Origin of the sequence: Acetobacterium fimetarium (assembly GCF_014284475.1) — a bacterium.
Classification (GTDB): Bacteria; Bacillota; Clostridia; order Eubacteriales; family Eubacteriaceae; genus Acetobacterium; species Acetobacterium fimetarium.
On sequence record NZ_WJBC01000006.1, the window covers coordinates 76271 to 94228 of the forward strand.

Here is a 17958-nt window from a genome sequence, read left to right on the forward strand (position 1 = left end):
TTCATAAACGAAAGAATGTTTCAATATGTTAAGTCAATAAGTTAAGTTGTGCCTGGCACCTGGGCTTCATATAAGGACTCCATTTCAGCATCACCAGAAAACTCAATCCGGGAAATACAGAAACCCACATTTCTGGCGGTTTCCTGATCAACCGCAAGTTCAATTCGCAACTGCCCATTTTTCGCCTTCAGGAGCAAATTTTTTTTACGCATTTCAAAGGTGAACTTGTCATAATGTGATTTAAAATTCACAGCGGCTTGCCGATGATGTTCGTTCAGTTCTTCCCAAAGCTCCTGGATTTCATCCAGCATGGATTCATCACCGATACGATAAATAATGGTAGTCATATGATTTTATCCTTTCTGATGTTTTACAGAACAATGTCCCAATAATTACCCCAGGGAAAGGCACAAACAACCGGTTAGCTTGTGTTACTCAGACTAATAAGTTAAGTTCAGCCCGGCAACGAATGCCATAGATGTACCTGGAACCAATTCAAAGATGCGAAGGGGTCGGAGGGGTCGAAGGGGTGTTTTTTTGTATTATAGTGATTAAAAAAATCTAATCAAAGATTTCCGCCATATAAAAAAAAGCCTTCGACCCCTTCGAATGGCTTATTACAGGCGTTTGATCCTTCCGCAACCCCTTCGCAATCCCTTCGCAAATTGGCACAACCCCTTCGCATTTTGCAAGAAAAGGCATATACAATTGAATTATTCACAGAAATGAAATGATTTTTCAATGTGTTAAGTGTGCCTGCACCGGGGCTTCTATGTAACGGGTTTTAATGACTTTTTAGAATCGCATCAGCAATGAGTCGATCGAATTTTCTGACATCGATCCCTTTTCTCAAATTGACTTTAATATGACCTGCGCGAGTCCAGAGTTCAACTTCTGCATTTAAATCAAGCAACTTGCCTGCATTTTCGGTAGACCACATATTAACCGACGAGTAAGGCAAGGAGTAAACTTCTATTTTTTTGCCGGTTAATCCCTGGGCATCTCTTACAATTAATCGCTTATTGGTAAAGACAGCACTGTCTCTGATTGTTTTATAAGCAGCTACAGCCTGCTCACCTTCAACTAACAATTCCTGTACATCTTGGGGAATCGGACACTCCGAAATAAAGGTCCATGATAAAATTTGACTTGTTTCTGCCATTTTTGGTCTCCTTTTGAATTATTATTAGTGTTTTTTTATAGCATAAGTGTACTTGTCACCATCAGTGTCCGCAATTAAACAGCTTTCATAAACGAAAGAATGCTTCAATAAGTTAAGTCAATAAGTTAAGTTGTGCCTGGCACCCGGGCTTAGGATTCTTATTACAAACCCAAGATTGCGGTCTTTATCATTGCCGTAGTTACAGCGGTTGCAATTTCTTTTACAGCATCCAGTACAAACGGAATACCTTTTGCGTTAATAGTATCCTTTGTTTTGTTCCAAACAGTATCACTTTTGATTTTATCTAAAAATTCGTGATCCTCCCATGTTAATCTACCCACACCAAATTGCAACAGTTCACCATCACCATATTGGCCTTCATAGTCATAGATCATACCTGCATCATGTAAAATGGCGCAGTGATAACCGATTATTTTCATATCATAACCATCAATTTGTATTTCATTATTATGTAACCAGGTATCAACATATTTTTCTTCAACGGTCAACAGTATTTCTCTTATAAGCTCCATATCTCTTTTCATGATCTTCCCCACAATCTTAAGTTAAGTTGAGCCAGGCACCGCCAACAAGAATACATTTCTAGATTATTATGATTTTTAAAGCCATCTATGAATAAATACTCAATTTTCAATTCATTTTCCCTCTTTCTGTGAGAATAGGTTTTTTAATAAAGTTAACACACTCTCTTCCCCCGCCTCATTCGTACCCAGTTCTCCGCGAAAGGCTTTGCCGAGGATTGTTTTTTTCATGGCTTCAATCTGGTCGATGAGGTCGATGAGGTCTTTGGCGTTTTGTTCTTTGGCAAAGAGGTCGTCGAGGATGCGGACGATTTCTTGTTGTTCTGGGATTGAACAATGGGGAATCTCAAAGGCAGCAATTTTTTTAGCATTTATATTGGACTGGTTAACACCATCCGTTTTCACGGAATTACAATATATTTTTGCTCTTTGTGAATTCATCATATAGTTTAGATAATAGCCGTTCAGCATGTCATTATTTTTTAAGCGGATTAAATAGCCGGCAAATATTGCTGGGAACTCCCCTCGATATACCGAAGTTTTACCCACTAATTCTGGGCTGTTAGTCCGGTTAAAAAGGACGTCCCCTTTTTTTAAAAGGTACTTCTCGATATCTTCTTCATCGTCTGTATATGCCAAGTTATTCCAACGGATTTCGCCCTGTTGCAAATTACCCATTCTAATAACCACGACTTTTCCTGAGGTAAGGGATTTTTTTGACGTGCCATATTGAAAACTTGTACAAAGCTCCGATAGTGGCTTAACCGACCAGCTCTCCATCCCAACCCCATTCACTTTCCGCCACTTTTTCGTCAGTTCGCCGGTGAAGGCCTGATGGAGAATGGCGGCTTTACGACTTTCGAAGCTGTCCAGAGCCTCCTGGATCAGTTCTTTAGCCTGGTCCAGCTTGTCAAAAAGGCTTTCGATGCGGTCGACGATGCGCTGTTGTTCGGCCAGAGGTGGGAGGGGAATTGGATATTCTTGAAAATTCCCTAGTTTGATATAATTTGTCGCTGATCCATATTGTTTATCAGCATTGTATTCTTTCCAAAAGCTTTTAAAGTGATAATAAACATATTTCAGGAGCAAACTTTTCTTTTTTTGTATGACATATGTGCGTTGGTATGCTTCAAATTTTCCTTCATAGTATAATGCTAATCCAACATTTGCACCATTTCCAGCTAATAAAATACTTTCTCCGTCAAAAGAAAAGCCATTACATCTAATTGGTTCAGCCGCACAAGTGAAAAACATATATTTACCATTTGCTGTACCATAATTTGCATCTTTTTTACCTGTTGTGATTGTTACGTTACTCCCCAACCTCGTCCAAACCCAATTCCCCGGCACCTTATAAGGCCAATCCTCTTCCCTAACCAGCGCTTCCGCCAGCAATTCCTCACTGGTCAATTCTTGTTTCTTCTTCGCCATCCCTACGCCTCCAGTGAACGGAGTTCTTTGAGCACACTGTTAATCAGGTCGACGGCTTCTTCCAGTTTGGCGACCATTTCTTCGCCGCTTTCAATCGGGTTCTGCATGTCTTCATAGTCGATGATGCTGTCGTCTCTTATCAGGCCGAGGTCGAGGCTGTTGTTTTTTTCGGCGATCTGTTCCCGGGTAAAGCAGGAAAAGCGTTCGTCGGCCACGGCGCTGCGGTCCTCGGCGGTGTAGGCTTTGATAAAGTCCGCAAAGTGTTCGTCGTTGAGGGTTCTGGTTTTACCGAAGGTCTGCATGTTGGTGCGCAGATCGTAGAACCAGACTTCGCTGGTGTTGTTCTTTTCGGTTTTGCCCCGGGTAAAAAAGAGCACGTTGGTTTTAACGCCCTGGGCGTAGAAAATCCCGGTCGGCAGCCTTAATATCGTATGGAGGTTGCATTTGTCCATCAGATCGGCGCGGATTGAGGCGCCGTCGCCGTCGGCAAAAAGGACGTTGTCTGGCAGCACCACGGCAGCCCGGGCCTTGCCGTCGGCTTTCAGGCTGCGATAGATGTGCTGAAGAAAATTAAGCTGCTTGTTGGACGAGGGAAAGGTCAGATCATCCCGGGTACTGCGCTCGCCGCCTTTCTTGGTGCCAAAGGGCGGGTTGGTCAGCACGACGTCGTAATTTTTCATCGCCTTGCCGGCATTGGACAGGGTGTCCCCCAGCAGAATCTCGCCTTCAATATCGTGGAGCATGGCGTTCATCAGAGCTAGCCGATGGGTATCGTGAACCAGCTCGCAGCCGGTGAAGGCTTCATATTTTTGGAAGTCCTGCTTGGTCTGGGAACCAAGATCAAAATAATTGTCGGTCTGTTTTTTGAGATAGCGGTCGGCGGCGATCATAAAGCCAAAAGTGCCGCAGGCGGGATCGTTGCAGCGTTCTCCGGGCTGCGGGGCGATCAGCTTGGTCATGATGTTGATCAGCACCCGGGGGGTGAAATACTGGCCGGCGCCGGATTTCTTTTCGTTGGCGTTCTTTTCCAACAGCCCCTCGTAGAGGTTGCCGAGGCCTTCCTCCTTGGCGGAGTACCAGTCCAAAGCGTCGATGTTTAAGATGATCTTTTCGAGATTTTTGGGCTCGTCAATATTGGAACGGGCGCCGGCATAGATCTGGAGAATCCGGCCGCTGGTTTCTTCCCCCAGATGGGTGAGCAGCTCGTTGTAAAAGCGTTTGAGCTCGACACCCTGTTTTTTGACCAGCACATCCCAGCGGTAAGCCTCAGGGATGGCCCCGTCGGTGCCGGTTTCTTTGGCCATTTTCAGAAATAGAATATAGGTCAGTTCGGTGACGTACTGGTGGTAGGTGATGCCGTCGTCTCTGAGTACGTTGCAGAGATTCCAGAGTTTGGATACAATTTCCTGATTATTCATGATGCTGCGTTTCCTCCATCGTCATATAGATAGTCATTGAGTTCGGTAATCAATTCATTTAATTGGTTTTTAAAAACCTTGTTGATTTTGGCAAAGCCGCCCTGGGATTTGAAGGCGCCGGACTCGAAGGTGGCGGGCTCGAGAATGGTTTCAGCCAGCAGATTCTTTTCGATGCGACCCAGCCAGTTTTCTTCCATCTTGCTGAAGCGGTGCTGCTTTTTAAGCCGGGTCACGGCATTGCGGATGCGTTGTTCGTGGCTGATCAGCGCGGAGCCGAGAGCCTGCTGGCGGATGAAGCTGATGATGTCGGCGGCGATGTCCTCGTTGGTGACGGCCTTCCAGGCACTGTTGAGCTGGGCTTCGGTAAACTGATTGCGGTCCAGCTCAAGTTTCAGGCTTTTCAGACTGTCCCGGGTCATTTCTGAGGGACTGGTGCAGACGGTTTTCAGGGCGATGATGCGGTTTTTGTTGTCGGCAATAAAGGCGTTGAATGCCTTCAGATAGTCTTCGGGTTTGGCCCCGGCGCCGTAGCCCCGTTCATGGGCGACGAGTTCGTCCTCGGCATCGGAGATCACCAGCGGTCGCGGTCCCCGGTGGCTGCTGTTTTTGAGTATTTCAAAAACCGGAGTACAGGCCAGCAGTTTATTTCTGGCGGCATCGACGGGCAGGCTTCGCAGGGCGTTGACAAAGTCCTCCGGGCTGTCACAGCCGGTGAGATCAACAAACTGGGCCAGCGCGGTTTCATCCATCTGGCGCTTGTTGCGCTGGAGCTTGGCGATGATCATCTCGATCTGGTTTTTCTGCTGCTTCTCGGTTTCCAGCACGGCCAGTCCGGCCAGCAGATCATCATAACTGATGCTGGGGTTGGCCACCACCGGTTTCATGGTGCTGTAGGGGTCCAGGGTTTCATACACGCCGACCGGGTCGTAAATCTCAAAATGGGTTTTGTCGATGGCCGGGCAGAGTCTTGTGGCTCGGCCCATCATCTGTTCAAAGAGAATCCGGGATTTGACCCGGCGCATGAAGATGATCGTGGTGATTTCCGGCACGTCGATGCCGGTGGTCAGCAGATCCACGGTGACGGCGATGTTGGGGTATTTTTCATTCTTGAAATGCTTGATGGCTTCCAGCACTTTTTTCTTGTTGCCGCCGCCGACGCTACCGGTGATTTTCAGGATGGCATCGTTGTCCACGCCCATGGGTTCGTAAATCTCCTTGAGGATTTTCACGATCAGATCGGCATGGTTGTCGTCGACGGCAAAGACCAGGGTCTTGCCCTCCCCTTCGGGATCCAGATCGTTGGCGATTTCGGCCAGCACGGTGCGGTTGAAGTTTTCGGTGATCACCTGTCGGTTGAACTGCTCGACCTCGAATTTAAGCTCGTCTTCGAGCTGATCGCTGTTCATGATTTCACCGGTGACCGGGTCGTAAATCACCAGGGTATCCCCTTTTTCGTAGACGATGCCTTCGGTGGAAAGCCGGGTGGTGATGGTGTGCGGGGCGTCATGATCGACCAGAAAGCCTTCGATGACGGCTTCCCGGTAGCTGTAGCTAAACACCGGCGGCCCGAAAATCGCGCTGGTGTGCAGGGCCGGAGTGGCGGTCATGGCTACCTTGACGGCGTCGAAGTATTCAATCACCGCGCGGTATTTGCTGATGAAGTCGTCCTGGTTGCGGTAGAACAGCTCATCGTCGCTGAGGTCCTTGTCCAGAATGTAGCCCCGGTGGGCCTCATCCACGACGATCAGGTCGTAGTCGGACACGGCGGGGATCTGGTCCGCATCGTTGTCGAGAATCCGTTTCACCATGCTCTGAACCGTGGCCACATGGATGCGGGTTTCCTGATCGATGTCTTTGTCTTCGAGATTCTTGATGTTGTAGATGGCATCCAGCGTCATCAGGTCTTCGAGGCGGACTTCCCGGAAGACGTCCTGGGCCTGCTCGCCGAGGGCGGATCGGTCCACCAGAAAAAGAACCCGCTTGAACCGGCCGGTTTTCAGAAGACGGTAGATCAGCCCCAGAATGGTTCGGGTTTTGCCGGTGCCGGTGGCCATCGACAGCAGGACTTTGTCGCGCCCGTCGATGATCGCCTTTTCGGCCGCCGTGATGGCCTCAATCTGGTAGGCTCTCAGGTTCAGACCGTTTTTGTTGGTGAGAAAATCGGTGGGCATGGCGGCCAGGGCGTTGTTAGCGGCGCTGATGTCCGTCGCAAGCAGTTCGATGATACCGGTGGGACTCATCCAGCCCTGCAGGGCTCGGGGGATGTTGGCCTCGCTGCGGGCGTCGCGGAACCAGATGCCGGATTTTGTTTCCATCTGTTTGAGGTATTTGCGGCCGTTGGTGGCAAAGAGAAAGGGCGCTTTGTAGCCGTCCCAGTTGTTGATGACGTAGGCGGCGTCCCCCTCCTTCACGGTCTGCGCGTAGGACTTGCACTGGTAGTCAATCACCGTGGGAATGTCGATGGCGGCGCGTTTGGCTTCGATGATTCCGACCAGTTTTGTGCCCACAAACAGGGCGTAGTCGGCATAGCCTTTCTGGCTGACGGTGGAGTCGGTGGGCCACTCGGCAATGGCCAGGTTCCGGCCTGGCTGCGGGCGGACGCCGCGGGCGTAGCAGAGATTGACGGTGTCGGCTTCCCAGCCCACTTTTTTGAGCTGGTTGTCAATCAGGTAGCGGGTTTCGGCTTCGGTGAGGTTGAGGTGTTCGGCGGCGGTTCGAGCCTGCGTGATGCGCTGCTGAGGGGTGGCCGGGGTGACCGGGACCGCTCGGACCACTTTCTGTTTCAGGGCTGCGATCAGGGCTTCTTTTTCAGCCAGCTCTTTCTGGAGCGCCACCTGTTCTTGAGCCTGCTGCTTTTTCAGAGCGTGGAGCTGGGCCTTTGTTTTTTTCAGGTAGAGGCTGGCGTCCACGGTCGATTTCTGTTTGGGCAGCATAAAGCCGGCGGGCTGGTAGGCCCAGTCGCCATAGACCTGCATGAACCAGACCCCCAGCTTGTAGGCCATTTCCAGCAGGATGGCGGCGTCTTCAACGGCGCCGTAGCCTTCGTGGACAGCGCGGTTTCTGGCCTTGCGCAGCGCGTAGAGCATATCGTCGATGTCCGGCGCAATCAGGCCTTCCCGTTTCAGGGCTTTGATGCGGTTGGCATGGGTGTTTTCCACTTCCGGCGGCGCTACGGCGTCAAACTCCATCATCAGGTTGACCAGGGTTTCGCCGAAAAGCCCCAGCTTGATGATGCAGGAATTGCCGTCAGTGTAGAGGTAGTCTTCGGCCAGGCTGCCCATCATGGCCAGTTCCGGAAAACGATTGCCTAAAAATGCGTAATTTGATTTCATAAACATCCCCTCGGTTGATGGTTTCGTACTAATAGCGCTATTGTATCACTTAATGGAGCGGAAATAAAGATTGCGGGGGTATTTTCGGCAATAAAAAAAGCGGCGCAGAGACTGTCGACAAAACCCGTACCGACCAATTGTTAATCCAGAGTTTTTTTATTTGCTCACGATGCTTCATTCCTCTTCAAAAACATGCTATCAGGCAACTTTTCTGAAAAGATGAAAATATTCATATATATAAATATGGAAATCAATGGCATTCAGCGAAAATAGAAAACGCCGTCATGACTCATTTTCAGCTCTTAGTTTTACTTTTTAGCAAGCTAATTCATATTAACTTAAACGTAAATTAATCATATTTTTATAAAATATCCCTTAAAATTTCCAAACTTCACTTAATAATGTCGTAGTATTTCCTATTATTATACCATTCTTCTTTCCCTCAAAAACAAACTAACCAATTTGATTGCTCTTGTTTCTTAAATGAATTTAACCCAAACTTGCAAAATTACCGGGCATAATGTATTATTCACATTGCCAATTTGTAAATAAATTGCAACGATCAATGATGTATTTAAGTCACAAACGTCACCGTGACACCATCATGTATTGACAACGGAGGTCAAATGAAGAAAAATTTAATAAAAAGTGTATGTGTGAGTCTTGCCTTTGTTTTTTGTCTGGGCGTAGTGCCTGGTCCAGTAATGGCAGAAGAACAAACCGTAGATGTAACACAAATTGCCCAGGCTGTTGAAACTGTTCAGGCCGAATCAGCAGCTTCCCTGCCAAACCTATTTTCAGCACGAACCACTGCGCCTGGTTCCGATAATACCTATTTCTTTGCTGATAATCCATATGCTCAAGGCGGATATGGTATGCCAAACTGTACTGCTTATGCCTTTGGCCGGGCTTATGAAATTTTGGGAACCAAACCCAATTTGGGCATGGGTAATGCTAATTCCTGGTGGGCCTATAACCTGAGCACGGGTTATTATCCATCCGGTTCCACCCCCAAACTTGGCGCAGTTATCTGTTGGGGCGGCAGTTCAGACGGCCATGTAGCAATTGTTGAAGCCATCAATGGGGACACTGTCACGCTTTCCGAATCAACTTATAGCGGTATCTACTTCCAAAACTACACCTATACAATCGGTGCTGAAGATTCAACCTCAGTGGGTGGATTCCAGGGTTACATCTACATTGGCGATTATATTGATGCCGCATCCGATACAACCCCGCCGGGATTATCTGATGTACTTGTCACCGATTTTGAAGGAAAAGGAATCCGAGTTACTGCCCTCGTTTCTGATGATTTAAGTGGCGTCACTAAGGTTAACTTTCCTGTCTGGACCGAAAACGGTGGTCAGGATGATTTAATCTGGCATGAAGGAACCGTTGAAGGTAACGTGGCCAGCTGTTATATTCCCTACAGTGAACACAATAACGAGCTGGGCGACTACAAAGTTCATGTCTATGCCTACGACAAAGCCGGTTTATATAGTATGATTGGTACATCAATCACAAGAGCCGACACTTTTACCAGCCTGGGTGAAGTAGCTCTCAATAGCTAATAACTTCACCAAAAAAACCTTCCAGTTGAACGTCAATCGACGTCACTGGAAGGTTTTTTTATTTTTTTGCTGGTTATTAGCTATTTTTCAGGATAACCTGATGATGATAAACCATCAGAACCACTTTTAGTACTTATCCATTTCCATATCATCCAGCACAATCAGCGGTTTTTCCGTTTGTGGGCTAACTTGTACCGCTTTTTCCAGAGAGGATGAAGAAACCGTCTGTCGTGAGCTGTTTGCATGACCCGTCTTCGCTTTCAGCTTAAACTCTGAAACCATATTCTTCAGCAATTCTGCCTGACCTGATAATTCTTCGCTGGCAGCGGCGCTTTCTTCAGCTGTTGCCGAATTGGTCTGAACCACCTGGGAAACCTGTTCAATCCCCTGAGTGATCTGAGCAATGCTGGTGGCCTGATCATTGGATGCCATCGCAATGTTGCTGACCAGATCGGTTACTTTTGCAACTGATTTTAAAATACCTTCCAGACTTTCGGCAGTGTCATTGGCAATTTTTGTGCCGGCTTCTACCTTGTCAATGGAGCCTTCAATCAAGCCAGTTGTTTCCTGGGCGGCTTCCGCACTCCGGGCTGCCAATGTACGAACTTCTTCAGCTACTACCGCAAAACCTTTTCCATGCTGACCTGCCCGAGCCGCTTCAACTGCCGCATTGAGAGCCAGAATATTGGTTTGGAATGCGATATCATCAATGACTTTAATAATCTTGGAAATATTATTGGAGGATTCATTGATTTCTTCCATGGCATTGACCATGTCTCCCATTTGTTTGTTACCTGCTTCAGCCGTCGCCCGAACTTCAAGCGTCCGTTCATTGGCGTCGTTGGCGTTTTGAGCATTTTTCTTGGTTTCTTCAGCCACTTCATCAATGGAGGCTGACAATTGCTGGATCGCACTTGCCTGTTCAGTTGTCCCCTGGGCCAGCGCCTGGCCGCCATCGGATATCTGTCGGGATCCCGCTTCCACCTGGTTTGCCGAGTTCCCGATTTCTGTCAGAATTTCACTGAGGTGGGCGGTGATATCGTTAATGGCATATTTGATATTGACAAAGTCCCCCAGATATTCAGCAGTGATTTCCTGATTGAAATCGCCATTGCTGACTTTTTCCAGAGTTTCGGAGATTTCCTGAACATATTGTTTCAGAAAGGTAATGGTTTTATTCATATCTTCTTTGATCTGACCGTTTTGTCCCAGGTAATCGCCGGTCATCGCAATACTGAGATTACCCTGAGCCAGTTCGTTAAGTACCTGGGATGCTTCCTGCATTGGTTCAGTCAAAGCATCCAGGGTATTGTTGAAGCCGTTGATTACCTTGGCATAATCGCCCGGGAACCGTGTCGCGTCAGCCCGGTTATTCAGATCGCCTGCCACCGCAGCTTGGGCCATACTATCAGATTCTTCAAGCAGCATGATGATGTTTTCCATCAGCTTAATAAAGCCTGGAATCAATTGATCATTTTCACTGTTTCTGCCAGTTGCCTTTAACCCAGCCAGCATTTTCATATCACCGTTTGAGATATCGTCCACAGCATTGACCATGATCATTAAGGAATCTTGAATGGTATTAATAGATTGAGCAATTTCTCCGTAAATCCCGGAATAATCGGCTTCAATTCTTTGGGTGAGATCATTTTTGCTCATCAGCGCCAGAATTTCATTGCCTGCGGTCAAAGCTCCTAAACCATCAATACAGGAGTTGATACTGTTTTTAAGATCATTGAAATCGCCATTGTATTCGGTTGTGATCCGTGGTGGAATCTGACCGTTTCCGATTTGTTCGATCGCTTTTAAGGCCACTTTTAATGGATTTTTATAGGCTACACTCACCGAGTCCACCCCTTTAATCAGATCTCTGAAGCTGCCAGAATAATTCTCAATATTCTCCTGATAATCCAGACGTCCATCCAATATTGATTTTTCAGTTTTTGTGATCCCGTCATAGATTTTATTCATTTCATCAATAACGGCAATCAGCGAATAGGACAATACATCTTTGTCCGACAGGGGTTTTATTTCCACCCCAAAGTCACCTTCTGACAACCGTTGGGCAGCTTCCGCCTGCTGTTTACGGTTTTCTGTCATTTCGTTAAAGGCAATGGCCAAATCAGCTATTTCATCGGTGCTCTTGACTTCCACGGATACGTCCACATCACCCAGTGCTAATTTTTCCGCCGCTTCTTTAATCCCGATAATCGGATTTACTACGGCTCTTTTGGTGCTGATATAGATGGCCAGACTGCCACCGACAGCGACTAATAAGGTGATCAGAATCAGAATCGTTCTAAGATTGGTCACATTGGCATAAACGGTGCTTTCATAATCTCCCAGTCCCAATAACCAGCTAGTTCCCTCGATCGGAACAATTTGAGTGATTCTTTTTTCGCCCTGATAGGTATAATGAATCAGATTACCTTTGGTCATATCGATGCTTTGTAATTGCTTACCCAGATTTGCCAGATCGCCGCCTTCTTCAGCTTCCTTGATAGCATTTCGCTGATCCAACACCAGCTGTTTATCGGCATGGGCATTGATGACGCCATCTTTGGTAATAATAAAGGCAAAACCGGTTTCGCCCACGCCGAGATTATCAGTAATACTGTTCAACGCCGTGCCATCCCGTCGTCCCATCAGAATACCAACAACCTGGCCATTGCTTTTAATTGGGGCAACTTCCAGCACCACTGGTCCATTGGTCACCTTGCTGATGGATACATCGGAGATTCCCGGCGTGCCTTTAAGTGCATCGGTATACACAGCCCGTTCTGACAGCTGAGTTGTGTCGCCGCTGACGACATAGTGAGCCATCAGATCCGGGGTCATCACTGCGATATCAAGATAGCCCAGCTCAGTAACCTTCCCCGCGAGATAGGCTTTTTGAGCCTCCCAATTCATGGATGATACCGTATCTGTTTCAGCGACCTGGGTTAATTCCCCTAATTGTTTGGCCACCGTTGAACCCACATATTTAGAACTGGAAACCGCCGTTTCTTCCAGATAACTCTCGGTATTATCTGTCAATGCCCGGGAGGACAACATCACGGCTACAATCCCCAAAATAAGACTCCCAATAATAAGAATCGCACCGAGTAATGATACCAGCTTAAGAAGAAGCGAAACTTTTTTTCCGCTCATCATTTCTGAAGTTTGATTATTCATCTTTTTCTGCCCTCCGATTCTTTTCAATTTTTGTGTTCCGTCGGTTGAATACTCTTTTTCCCATGCCATTGACTCCTTCCCTGTTTTATATATTGTTCTGTCGCGATGCTTATCCATTTTTAGACGCATGCTCTTTTCGACTGTCGGTATAAAAGCATCACCTTAGATCATGATGCTCGAGTAAAACATCGACATATTTGCATACTTATTAAGGGTAAATAGTTGTGCTTTTGAGCAACTTTTATCCCCTTGTTAAGCACCAGTAGCGTTATTGTCTTGCTTCAAGGAGCGAAAATAAAGATTGCGGGGGGATTTTCGGCAATAAAAAAGCGGCGCAGAGACTGTCGATAGACTGTGCGCCGCAAAGCTTTCGGGTTTTTCCGGGTACTAAACCGGATAATCAAAGGAGAATGAATCGCCGGGCTTGCCGATCAGGAGCAGATAGGAGCCGGCCGTCACCGCGGTGCCGGCGGCGTCGCTGGCGAGACTGTCGTAATTTGGCTGCAGATCGGGTCCGTAAATGACAATGCGGCCGCCGTCAGGAATGTCAGCACTGAAAGTGCCGTCCTGATCGAGCTTTCTGACGACGTTCAGGCCATCGCTGCCGATGCTGATCGGCTCACTCTTCGTGAGAGAAACTGCATCGGCGGTATTCATCATTTGATAATTCATCATCGTTAAGGTGTCTTTCCCGCCACTCGTGGTGATGACCGACTGCGCCAGATCTCGGCCGTAAGGCAGTATCATCTGCGTCGTGGTGGCGTCCTTTAAACCGTAGAGGGTGGTGCCGCCCTGATTGGACGTAGAATAAACATAGCCGGGCAGCTCCGCCAGCACACCGGTTTTACAGGCGATGGCGCTGGAATCGATGGCGCTGAGGTTGACGGGAATCCAGGATTTGCCGCTGAAGCGACTGGTGTCGAGAGCCGGATCGCCGGCTTCCAGTTTCTGTCCTGAAACAAAGCCCGCATCGGTCAGAGAATCATAGACCACAAAGAGTTTTTTACCGTCGTTTTCGGTAAAACCGAACCGGTAGCCCGCCGGCATATGAAAATAGCCATCGCTCAGATAAGGAAAGCTGCCCTGAATTTCAAACGCGCCATCTTTGTATTTCTGGTAGATCATGGCAGTTTTCTCGTCATTGAAGTCGATTTTCATGATGGCCGAGCCATCCCCGTAAATCCCGGCATTGGACAGGATGGTAGCGGGGATGGTGGCGGCGGTGGGCTCTACTTTGGTGAGCTCTTCAACCTGCCCGATGCCGTTTTCATCAATCAGCGCCTGGACAATATCATTGGCGATACCGGTGACATCGGCGTTGCCGGCAAAGACAATGGCCACGGTGATATTCTGATCAGGCAGAATATAGAGCTGCGAGTTATACTGGGGCGACCCGCCGTTTTTGCCGATCACCCGCACCTTCTGCAGTTCAAAATCCGGCAGTGAAACGCTGTCCCAGCCCAGCCCATAGGGATAAAGCGGGGTTCCCGACGGTAGCGTCTCCGCTCCGTATTGGGGACTGGTGTATTCGGCCAACATGGCGTCATTCATGATTTTGCCGTCGAGCAGCGCCTGGCCGTATTTGCACAGATCCACCGCCGTCGATGCGATGCCGCCGGAACCGAGGCTGTTGATGTATTCCACCGGTGCGGCAGTGCCATCCTCGTTGTATTTCCGGGCAATGTTGGTGTTGTCCGTTTTATAATTGCAGCTGGAATTTGTCATGCCCGCTTTTTTGAAGATATTCGCCGCCAGATAGTCGGCAAAAGACTGGCCGGAAACTTTTTCCACCAGAATCTCGGCGAAGGTGAAACAGTCATTGCAGTAGACGCTGATCTTGCCCGGATCACCCTTCAGCTCAGTTCCCGCCAGATAGGCCAGAAAGTTTTCGGTATAGTTGGGGTCCGGTTCGGTTGTTTCGGCATTGTTGGTGTAGGTGCCCGGAAAGGCGGCGCTATGGTTCAGCAGCATTCTGACCGTGATGTCGCGGTAGCGGCTGTCCGGCATGGTGAACTCCGGCATGTAGTCGACCACCGGTTTATCGAGCGCCAGTTTTCCGTCCTGGCAAAGCTGCAGGATGGCCGCCGCCGTGAACACTTTGCTGACCGAACAGATATTGTACTGGGTATCCGTGGTCACCGCAAGCCCGGCGGTTCGGTCAGCCATGGCAAAGCCTTCGTGATAGACAACTTTGCCGTTGTCCATAATGGCGACAGTGGCGCTGGACGCACCGCCGGCGGATATGGCATTCCAGATCTCCGTTCGCGCCGTCGCCATGGTCTTTTCATAACTGCGGGACGCCGTTTTGGGACTGCACCCCGTCATCACCGAAACCATCAGGACCAGACTGAGTCCCAACACCAGAATTTTTCTTCTCATTTTCATCTCTTTCCTTTCAGACTATTTTCCGTTGGTTCTTTTTTACCCTATTATTATGAATTTAGCAACCCTTTTCTGCAGTAAAAAAACGCCATTCCGGTCACGAATGACGTTTTTTCTGATGCTGGTCATTTAATTATCTGCCGCTCGATCGGAGTGTTCCACGCGGATGTTTAAGAGTTCTTCCCAGTTTTCAATGAATAAATCTGTGATCCTGGGATCAAACATGATGCCTCTATTTTCCAGCAGATAGTTTTTGGCAGCGGCCAGCGGCCAGGCTTCCTTGTAACAGCGTTCATGAGAGATCGCATCGAAAACATCGGCAATGGACACAATGCGACTGAAAATATTGATATTCTCACCCCTAATCCCATTGGGGTAGCCGGAACCATCCCACCGCTCATGATGGCTCAAGGCGATGATGCCAGCAATTTTCATGATTTTATGGTGCGATTTTTTCAGGATATCGTAACCGATGGTCGTCTGTGTCTTCATACAGTCGAATTCGGTCCGGGACAGCGCGCCCGGTTTGCATAAGATGTGATCTGGAATGCCGATTTTGCCGACGTCATGCATCGGCGCGGCAATTTTCAGCAGCGTGGCATCTTCCTTGCCTAATCCATATTTGAGCCCGATCAGATAGGAATACTCCGCCACGCGAACGACGTGCTTCGCGGCCTCTTTTGAACGGGTTTCAATGATCTGACCGAGGGTATAAATGACTTCTTTCTGAGTTTCAATGATTTCTTCATTGGCCCTCAGCAGCCGTTGCTCCGCGTGTTTGATATCCGTAATGTCCTGAATGACGCCGATGATGCCGGCGGGTTCTCCCATCAGATCGGTGAACAGGGCCTTGTTGAAAATGACATCCTTCTTTTCCCCGGCGGCGGTCCCCACGTGCAGCTCATAGACCTGTTTTTGCTTCGTCTCAAGCAGTTCCAAATCGGTTTGCTGATAAACGGAAGCCTCTTCATCCGTGAAAATATCAAAGGCCGTTTTGCCAATATACTCGGAGGGACAGAGTCCGCTCGCTTTCTCAAACGCTTTATTGCCACCGAGGAAGCGCAAATCCGTATCCTTGTAAAAAATCGGTGCAGGGACGGCATTCATCACGGCATTCTGAAAGTTCATCACATTATACAGTTCATCCATGGTCTCATGGATCTTGATGTTGGTGAAGCTGAGCTAAGAGACGTAACTCGCCATGCCGGCATAGAAATTCATCGCCGTTTCAACCTGACGATGGGTAAACAGCGGCACCCGGGACAGCGCGTCCAGATAAGCTTCTTCATCAAAGCCGAAGGACTGCGCCTGTTTCCGGAAGTAGTCGTAATCGATGGGCTCATCCTGGTAAAAAAACTGCCCCAAATATATGTGGCCCATCCGCTGATTTCCGACATAAATCGGGGTCGCAATATCCCACAGATTGTTTTTGCATTTGTACTGGCGGTATTCCCCCACGGCAATCCCTTTGGTAATTTCATAGTCGCTTTCTAAACAGTTTTTGCAGGCGGCCGGATTGACGCGGTGAAACTTGACGCAGATATCCTGCCAGCCCTCTTTGACGATGATGTTCCCGTTCAGGTCAATAATCCCAACCGGAATTCCCGTCAACTCATAGAAATAATCCATGATACTCTGGAATAAGGCGGCGTCCATCACCTCTCCAAGGCTGAAATTGATGGGGGTTGTCGGGTTTTCCAGGACCAGATGTCGGGAATTCAGATAATAACTTTTCACTTCCTCAGGTGCCCCCAAATTAATATGCAGCAACGCCATCGCCTGGGAATCCACATAGACGGCACTCACGTCGATATTGATCATATGGTTGGCTTGACTTAAAAAATAAGTTTTGAACTCGAATTTTTTGTCTTTTTTCAGCTTCTCGAAATAGGCCAAAAACTGGGTTAAAGTCAATCCGAAATTCAAATCAAGAATAAAAACACCGGTTAATTGTTCAAGGTCTTTCTCGAGTAAATCAGCACAGGAAGCACTGGCTCCAAGTACAAGGCCATCGGCATTGACAAGCATAATTTTGTCGTTAATCGTTGTTTGATCCATCGCGTCTCCTTCTCCTCAACACAAAATAAAACGATGATCAGCGCACGGCATGTTCAAGTATTAAACCATCCCCGCAAAAGCAGCGACGCATCTGAGCTTATTATACCCGTTTTCAGCCGTCAATCGCATATCGAGACTGAGATATTTTTCATTTAGTTCCTTTTTACCTTATTTTCAAGAATATAGCAACACTTTTCGGCAATAAAAAAACGTCATCCTTTAACGAATGACGTTTTTTTATGATGCGGACTCAGTCCGCTTTTTAATTGGTGCTTCGCTGTTTATCGCAGCATGATCGGGCTCAGGCGGTTTTTAGCAGTCCTTTAGCCCCGCACAGCTTAGTCAGCTCTTCGCCGACGATCCGGGTCATCTGATTGAGGTCGATGTTTTCGCCGTTGAGGACATCATACCAGCCCCCGGTCACGGCATCACCGACCGTCTCTTTGAGGATGCCGCCGACACCGCTGTAGATTTTTGCGATGGTAACGGTGGTTCCGCTGAGGGCTATCTGGATGACATACTTGTCAACCGCCGGAAACTGAATGCAGTGCATGATTCCTTTGCCGGTCAGCTGGGGTTCGCCACAGGGATAGGTACCCTCCTTCATCACATCATAGAGCTCTTCATAGGTCAGCTTCTTGTTGAGCTTCACCTTGTCGTAGCCTTTAATCATATCTTTGCTGCCTTTTTTAAACTTATCAAATAATCCCATTACATGTTCTCCTCCGCTAAAGTTTTTAAAAAAGATTGATGTTTCGTATCAGTCTTAAAAAATTGTATCAATGTTAGCCACTGATTTCAATTACCGTTCACGCCGAAAAACGACTGTTCACGCAGTTTAGAAACAAGACGGCCAATTTGATGTTGGTGGAGTATACAAAGGATACT

General features: G+C 47.9%; 12 protein-coding genes. 1 reads left to right on the forward strand and 11 read right to left on the reverse strand.

The genetic code is table 11. The features are described 5' to 3' along the window. Window positions 1-41: 41 nt before the first annotated feature. The 6 genes from GH808_RS06030 to hsdR form a co-directional block, all read right to left on the reverse strand. Entirely contained in the window at window positions 42-347 is a 306-nt protein-coding gene (locus tag GH808_RS06030; protein ID WP_186841882.1) for a hypothetical protein, read from the reverse strand. Window positions 348-784: 437 nt separating this feature from the next. Next, complete coding sequence (locus GH808_RS06035; protein ID WP_186841881.1) at window positions 785-1162, reverse strand: PH domain-containing protein; 378 nt, start codon at window positions 1160-1162, stop codon at window positions 785-787. A gap of 161 nt (window positions 1163-1323) precedes the next feature. Further along, the gene (locus GH808_RS06040) at window positions 1324-1707 is read right to left on the reverse strand and encodes a DUF2513 domain-containing protein (RefSeq protein WP_186841883.1); all 384 of its coding nucleotides are present in this window, start codon (window positions 1705-1707) and stop codon (window positions 1324-1326) included. A gap of 111 nt (window positions 1708-1818) precedes the next feature. Continuing rightward, window positions 1819-3135 (reverse strand): restriction endonuclease subunit S, encoded by a 1317-nt coding sequence (locus GH808_RS06045; RefSeq protein ID WP_186841884.1) that lies wholly within the window; start codon window positions 3133-3135, stop codon window positions 1819-1821. A gap of 2 nt (window positions 3136-3137) precedes the next feature. Further along, window positions 3138-4553, reverse strand: a complete 1416-nt coding sequence (locus tag GH808_RS06050) for a class I SAM-dependent DNA methyltransferase (protein ID WP_186841885.1) — start codon at window positions 4551-4553, stop codon at window positions 3138-3140. After that, complete coding sequence (gene hsdR / locus GH808_RS06055) at window positions 4550-7885, reverse strand: type I restriction-modification system endonuclease (protein ID WP_186841886.1); 3336 nt, start codon at window positions 7883-7885, stop codon at window positions 4550-4552. The genes GH808_RS06050 and hsdR overlap by 4 nt, the downstream gene beginning before the upstream one ends. A gap of 626 nt (window positions 7886-8511) precedes the next feature. Here hsdR and GH808_RS06060 point away from each other — a divergent pair. Next, window positions 8512-9456: a CHAP domain-containing protein gene (locus tag GH808_RS06060; protein WP_186841887.1), complete on the forward strand. Its 945-nt coding sequence runs from the start codon at window positions 8512-8514 to the stop codon at window positions 9454-9456. A 126-nt stretch (window positions 9457-9582) separates the two neighbouring features. On the opposite strand, the gene GH808_RS06065 is transcribed toward GH808_RS06060, so the two are convergent. The 5 genes from GH808_RS06065 to GH808_RS06085 all read right to left on the reverse strand — a co-directional run bounded on the left by GH808_RS06065 (window position 9583) and on the right by GH808_RS06085 (window position 17782). Next, on the reverse strand, window positions 9583-12699 hold the full coding sequence (locus GH808_RS06065; RefSeq protein ID WP_186841888.1) for a methyl-accepting chemotaxis protein: 3117 nt from the start codon (window positions 12697-12699) through the stop codon (window positions 9583-9585). Between the two features lie 318 nt (window positions 12700-13017). Beyond that, the gene (locus tag GH808_RS06070) at window positions 13018-15009 is read right to left on the reverse strand and encodes a serine hydrolase domain-containing protein (RefSeq protein ID WP_186841889.1); all 1992 of its coding nucleotides are present in this window, start codon (window positions 15007-15009) and stop codon (window positions 13018-13020) included. Window positions 15010-15141: 132 nt separating this feature from the next. Continuing rightward, on the reverse strand, window positions 15142-16161 hold the full coding sequence (locus tag GH808_RS06075) for an HD domain-containing phosphohydrolase (RefSeq protein ID WP_186841890.1): 1020 nt from the start codon (window positions 16159-16161) through the stop codon (window positions 15142-15144). Window positions 16162-16194: 33 nt separating this feature from the next. Further along, on the reverse strand, window positions 16195-17070 hold the full coding sequence (locus GH808_RS06080) for a PocR ligand-binding domain-containing protein (protein WP_186841891.1): 876 nt from the start codon (window positions 17068-17070) through the stop codon (window positions 16195-16197). Window positions 17071-17371: 301 nt separating this feature from the next. Further along, entirely contained in the window at window positions 17372-17782 is a 411-nt protein-coding gene (locus GH808_RS06085; RefSeq protein WP_186841892.1) for a hypothetical protein, read from the reverse strand. Window positions 17783-17958 lie beyond the last annotated feature (176 nt).

Excerpts from the sequence above, each read along its gene's own strand:
- GH808_RS06080 (WP_186841891.1), bottom strand. The coding sequence starts at position 17,070 with ATGGATCAAACAACGATTAACGACAAAATTATGCTTGTCAATGCCGAT.
- GH808_RS06060 (WP_186841887.1), top strand. The coding sequence starts at position 8,512 with ATGAAGAAAAATTTAATAAAAAGTGTATGTGTGAGTCTTGCCTTTGTT.
- GH808_RS06030 (WP_186841882.1), bottom strand. The coding sequence starts at position 347 with ATGACTACCATTATTTATCGTATCGGTGATGAATCCATGCTGGATGAA.
- GH808_RS06035 (WP_186841881.1), bottom strand. The coding sequence starts at position 1,162 with ATGGCAGAAACAAGTCAAATTTTATCATGGACCTTTATTTCGGAGTGT.
- GH808_RS06065 (WP_186841888.1), bottom strand. The coding sequence starts at position 12,699 with ATGGCATGGGAAAAAGAGTATTCAACCGACGGAACACAAAAATTGAAA.
- GH808_RS06085 (WP_186841892.1), bottom strand. The coding sequence starts at position 17,782 with ATGGGATTATTTGATAAGTTTAAAAAAGGCAGCAAAGATATGATTAAA.
- GH808_RS06045 (WP_186841884.1), bottom strand. The coding sequence starts at position 3,135 with ATGGCGAAGAAGAAACAAGAATTGACCAGTGAGGAATTGCTGGCGGAA.
- GH808_RS06050 (WP_186841885.1), bottom strand. The coding sequence starts at position 4,553 with ATGAATAATCAGGAAATTGTATCCAAACTCTGGAATCTCTGCAACGTA.
- hsdR (WP_186841886.1), bottom strand. The coding sequence starts at position 7,885 with ATGAAATCAAATTACGCATTTTTAGGCAATCGTTTTCCGGAACTGGCC.
- GH808_RS06070 (WP_186841889.1), bottom strand. The coding sequence starts at position 15,009 with ATGAGAAGAAAAATTCTGGTGTTGGGACTCAGTCTGGTCCTGATGGTT.
- GH808_RS06075 (WP_186841890.1), bottom strand. The coding sequence starts at position 16,161 with ATGGATGAACTGTATAATGTGATGAACTTTCAGAATGCCGTGATGAAT.
- GH808_RS06040 (WP_186841883.1), bottom strand. The coding sequence starts at position 1,707 with ATGAAAAGAGATATGGAGCTTATAAGAGAAATACTGTTGACCGTTGAA.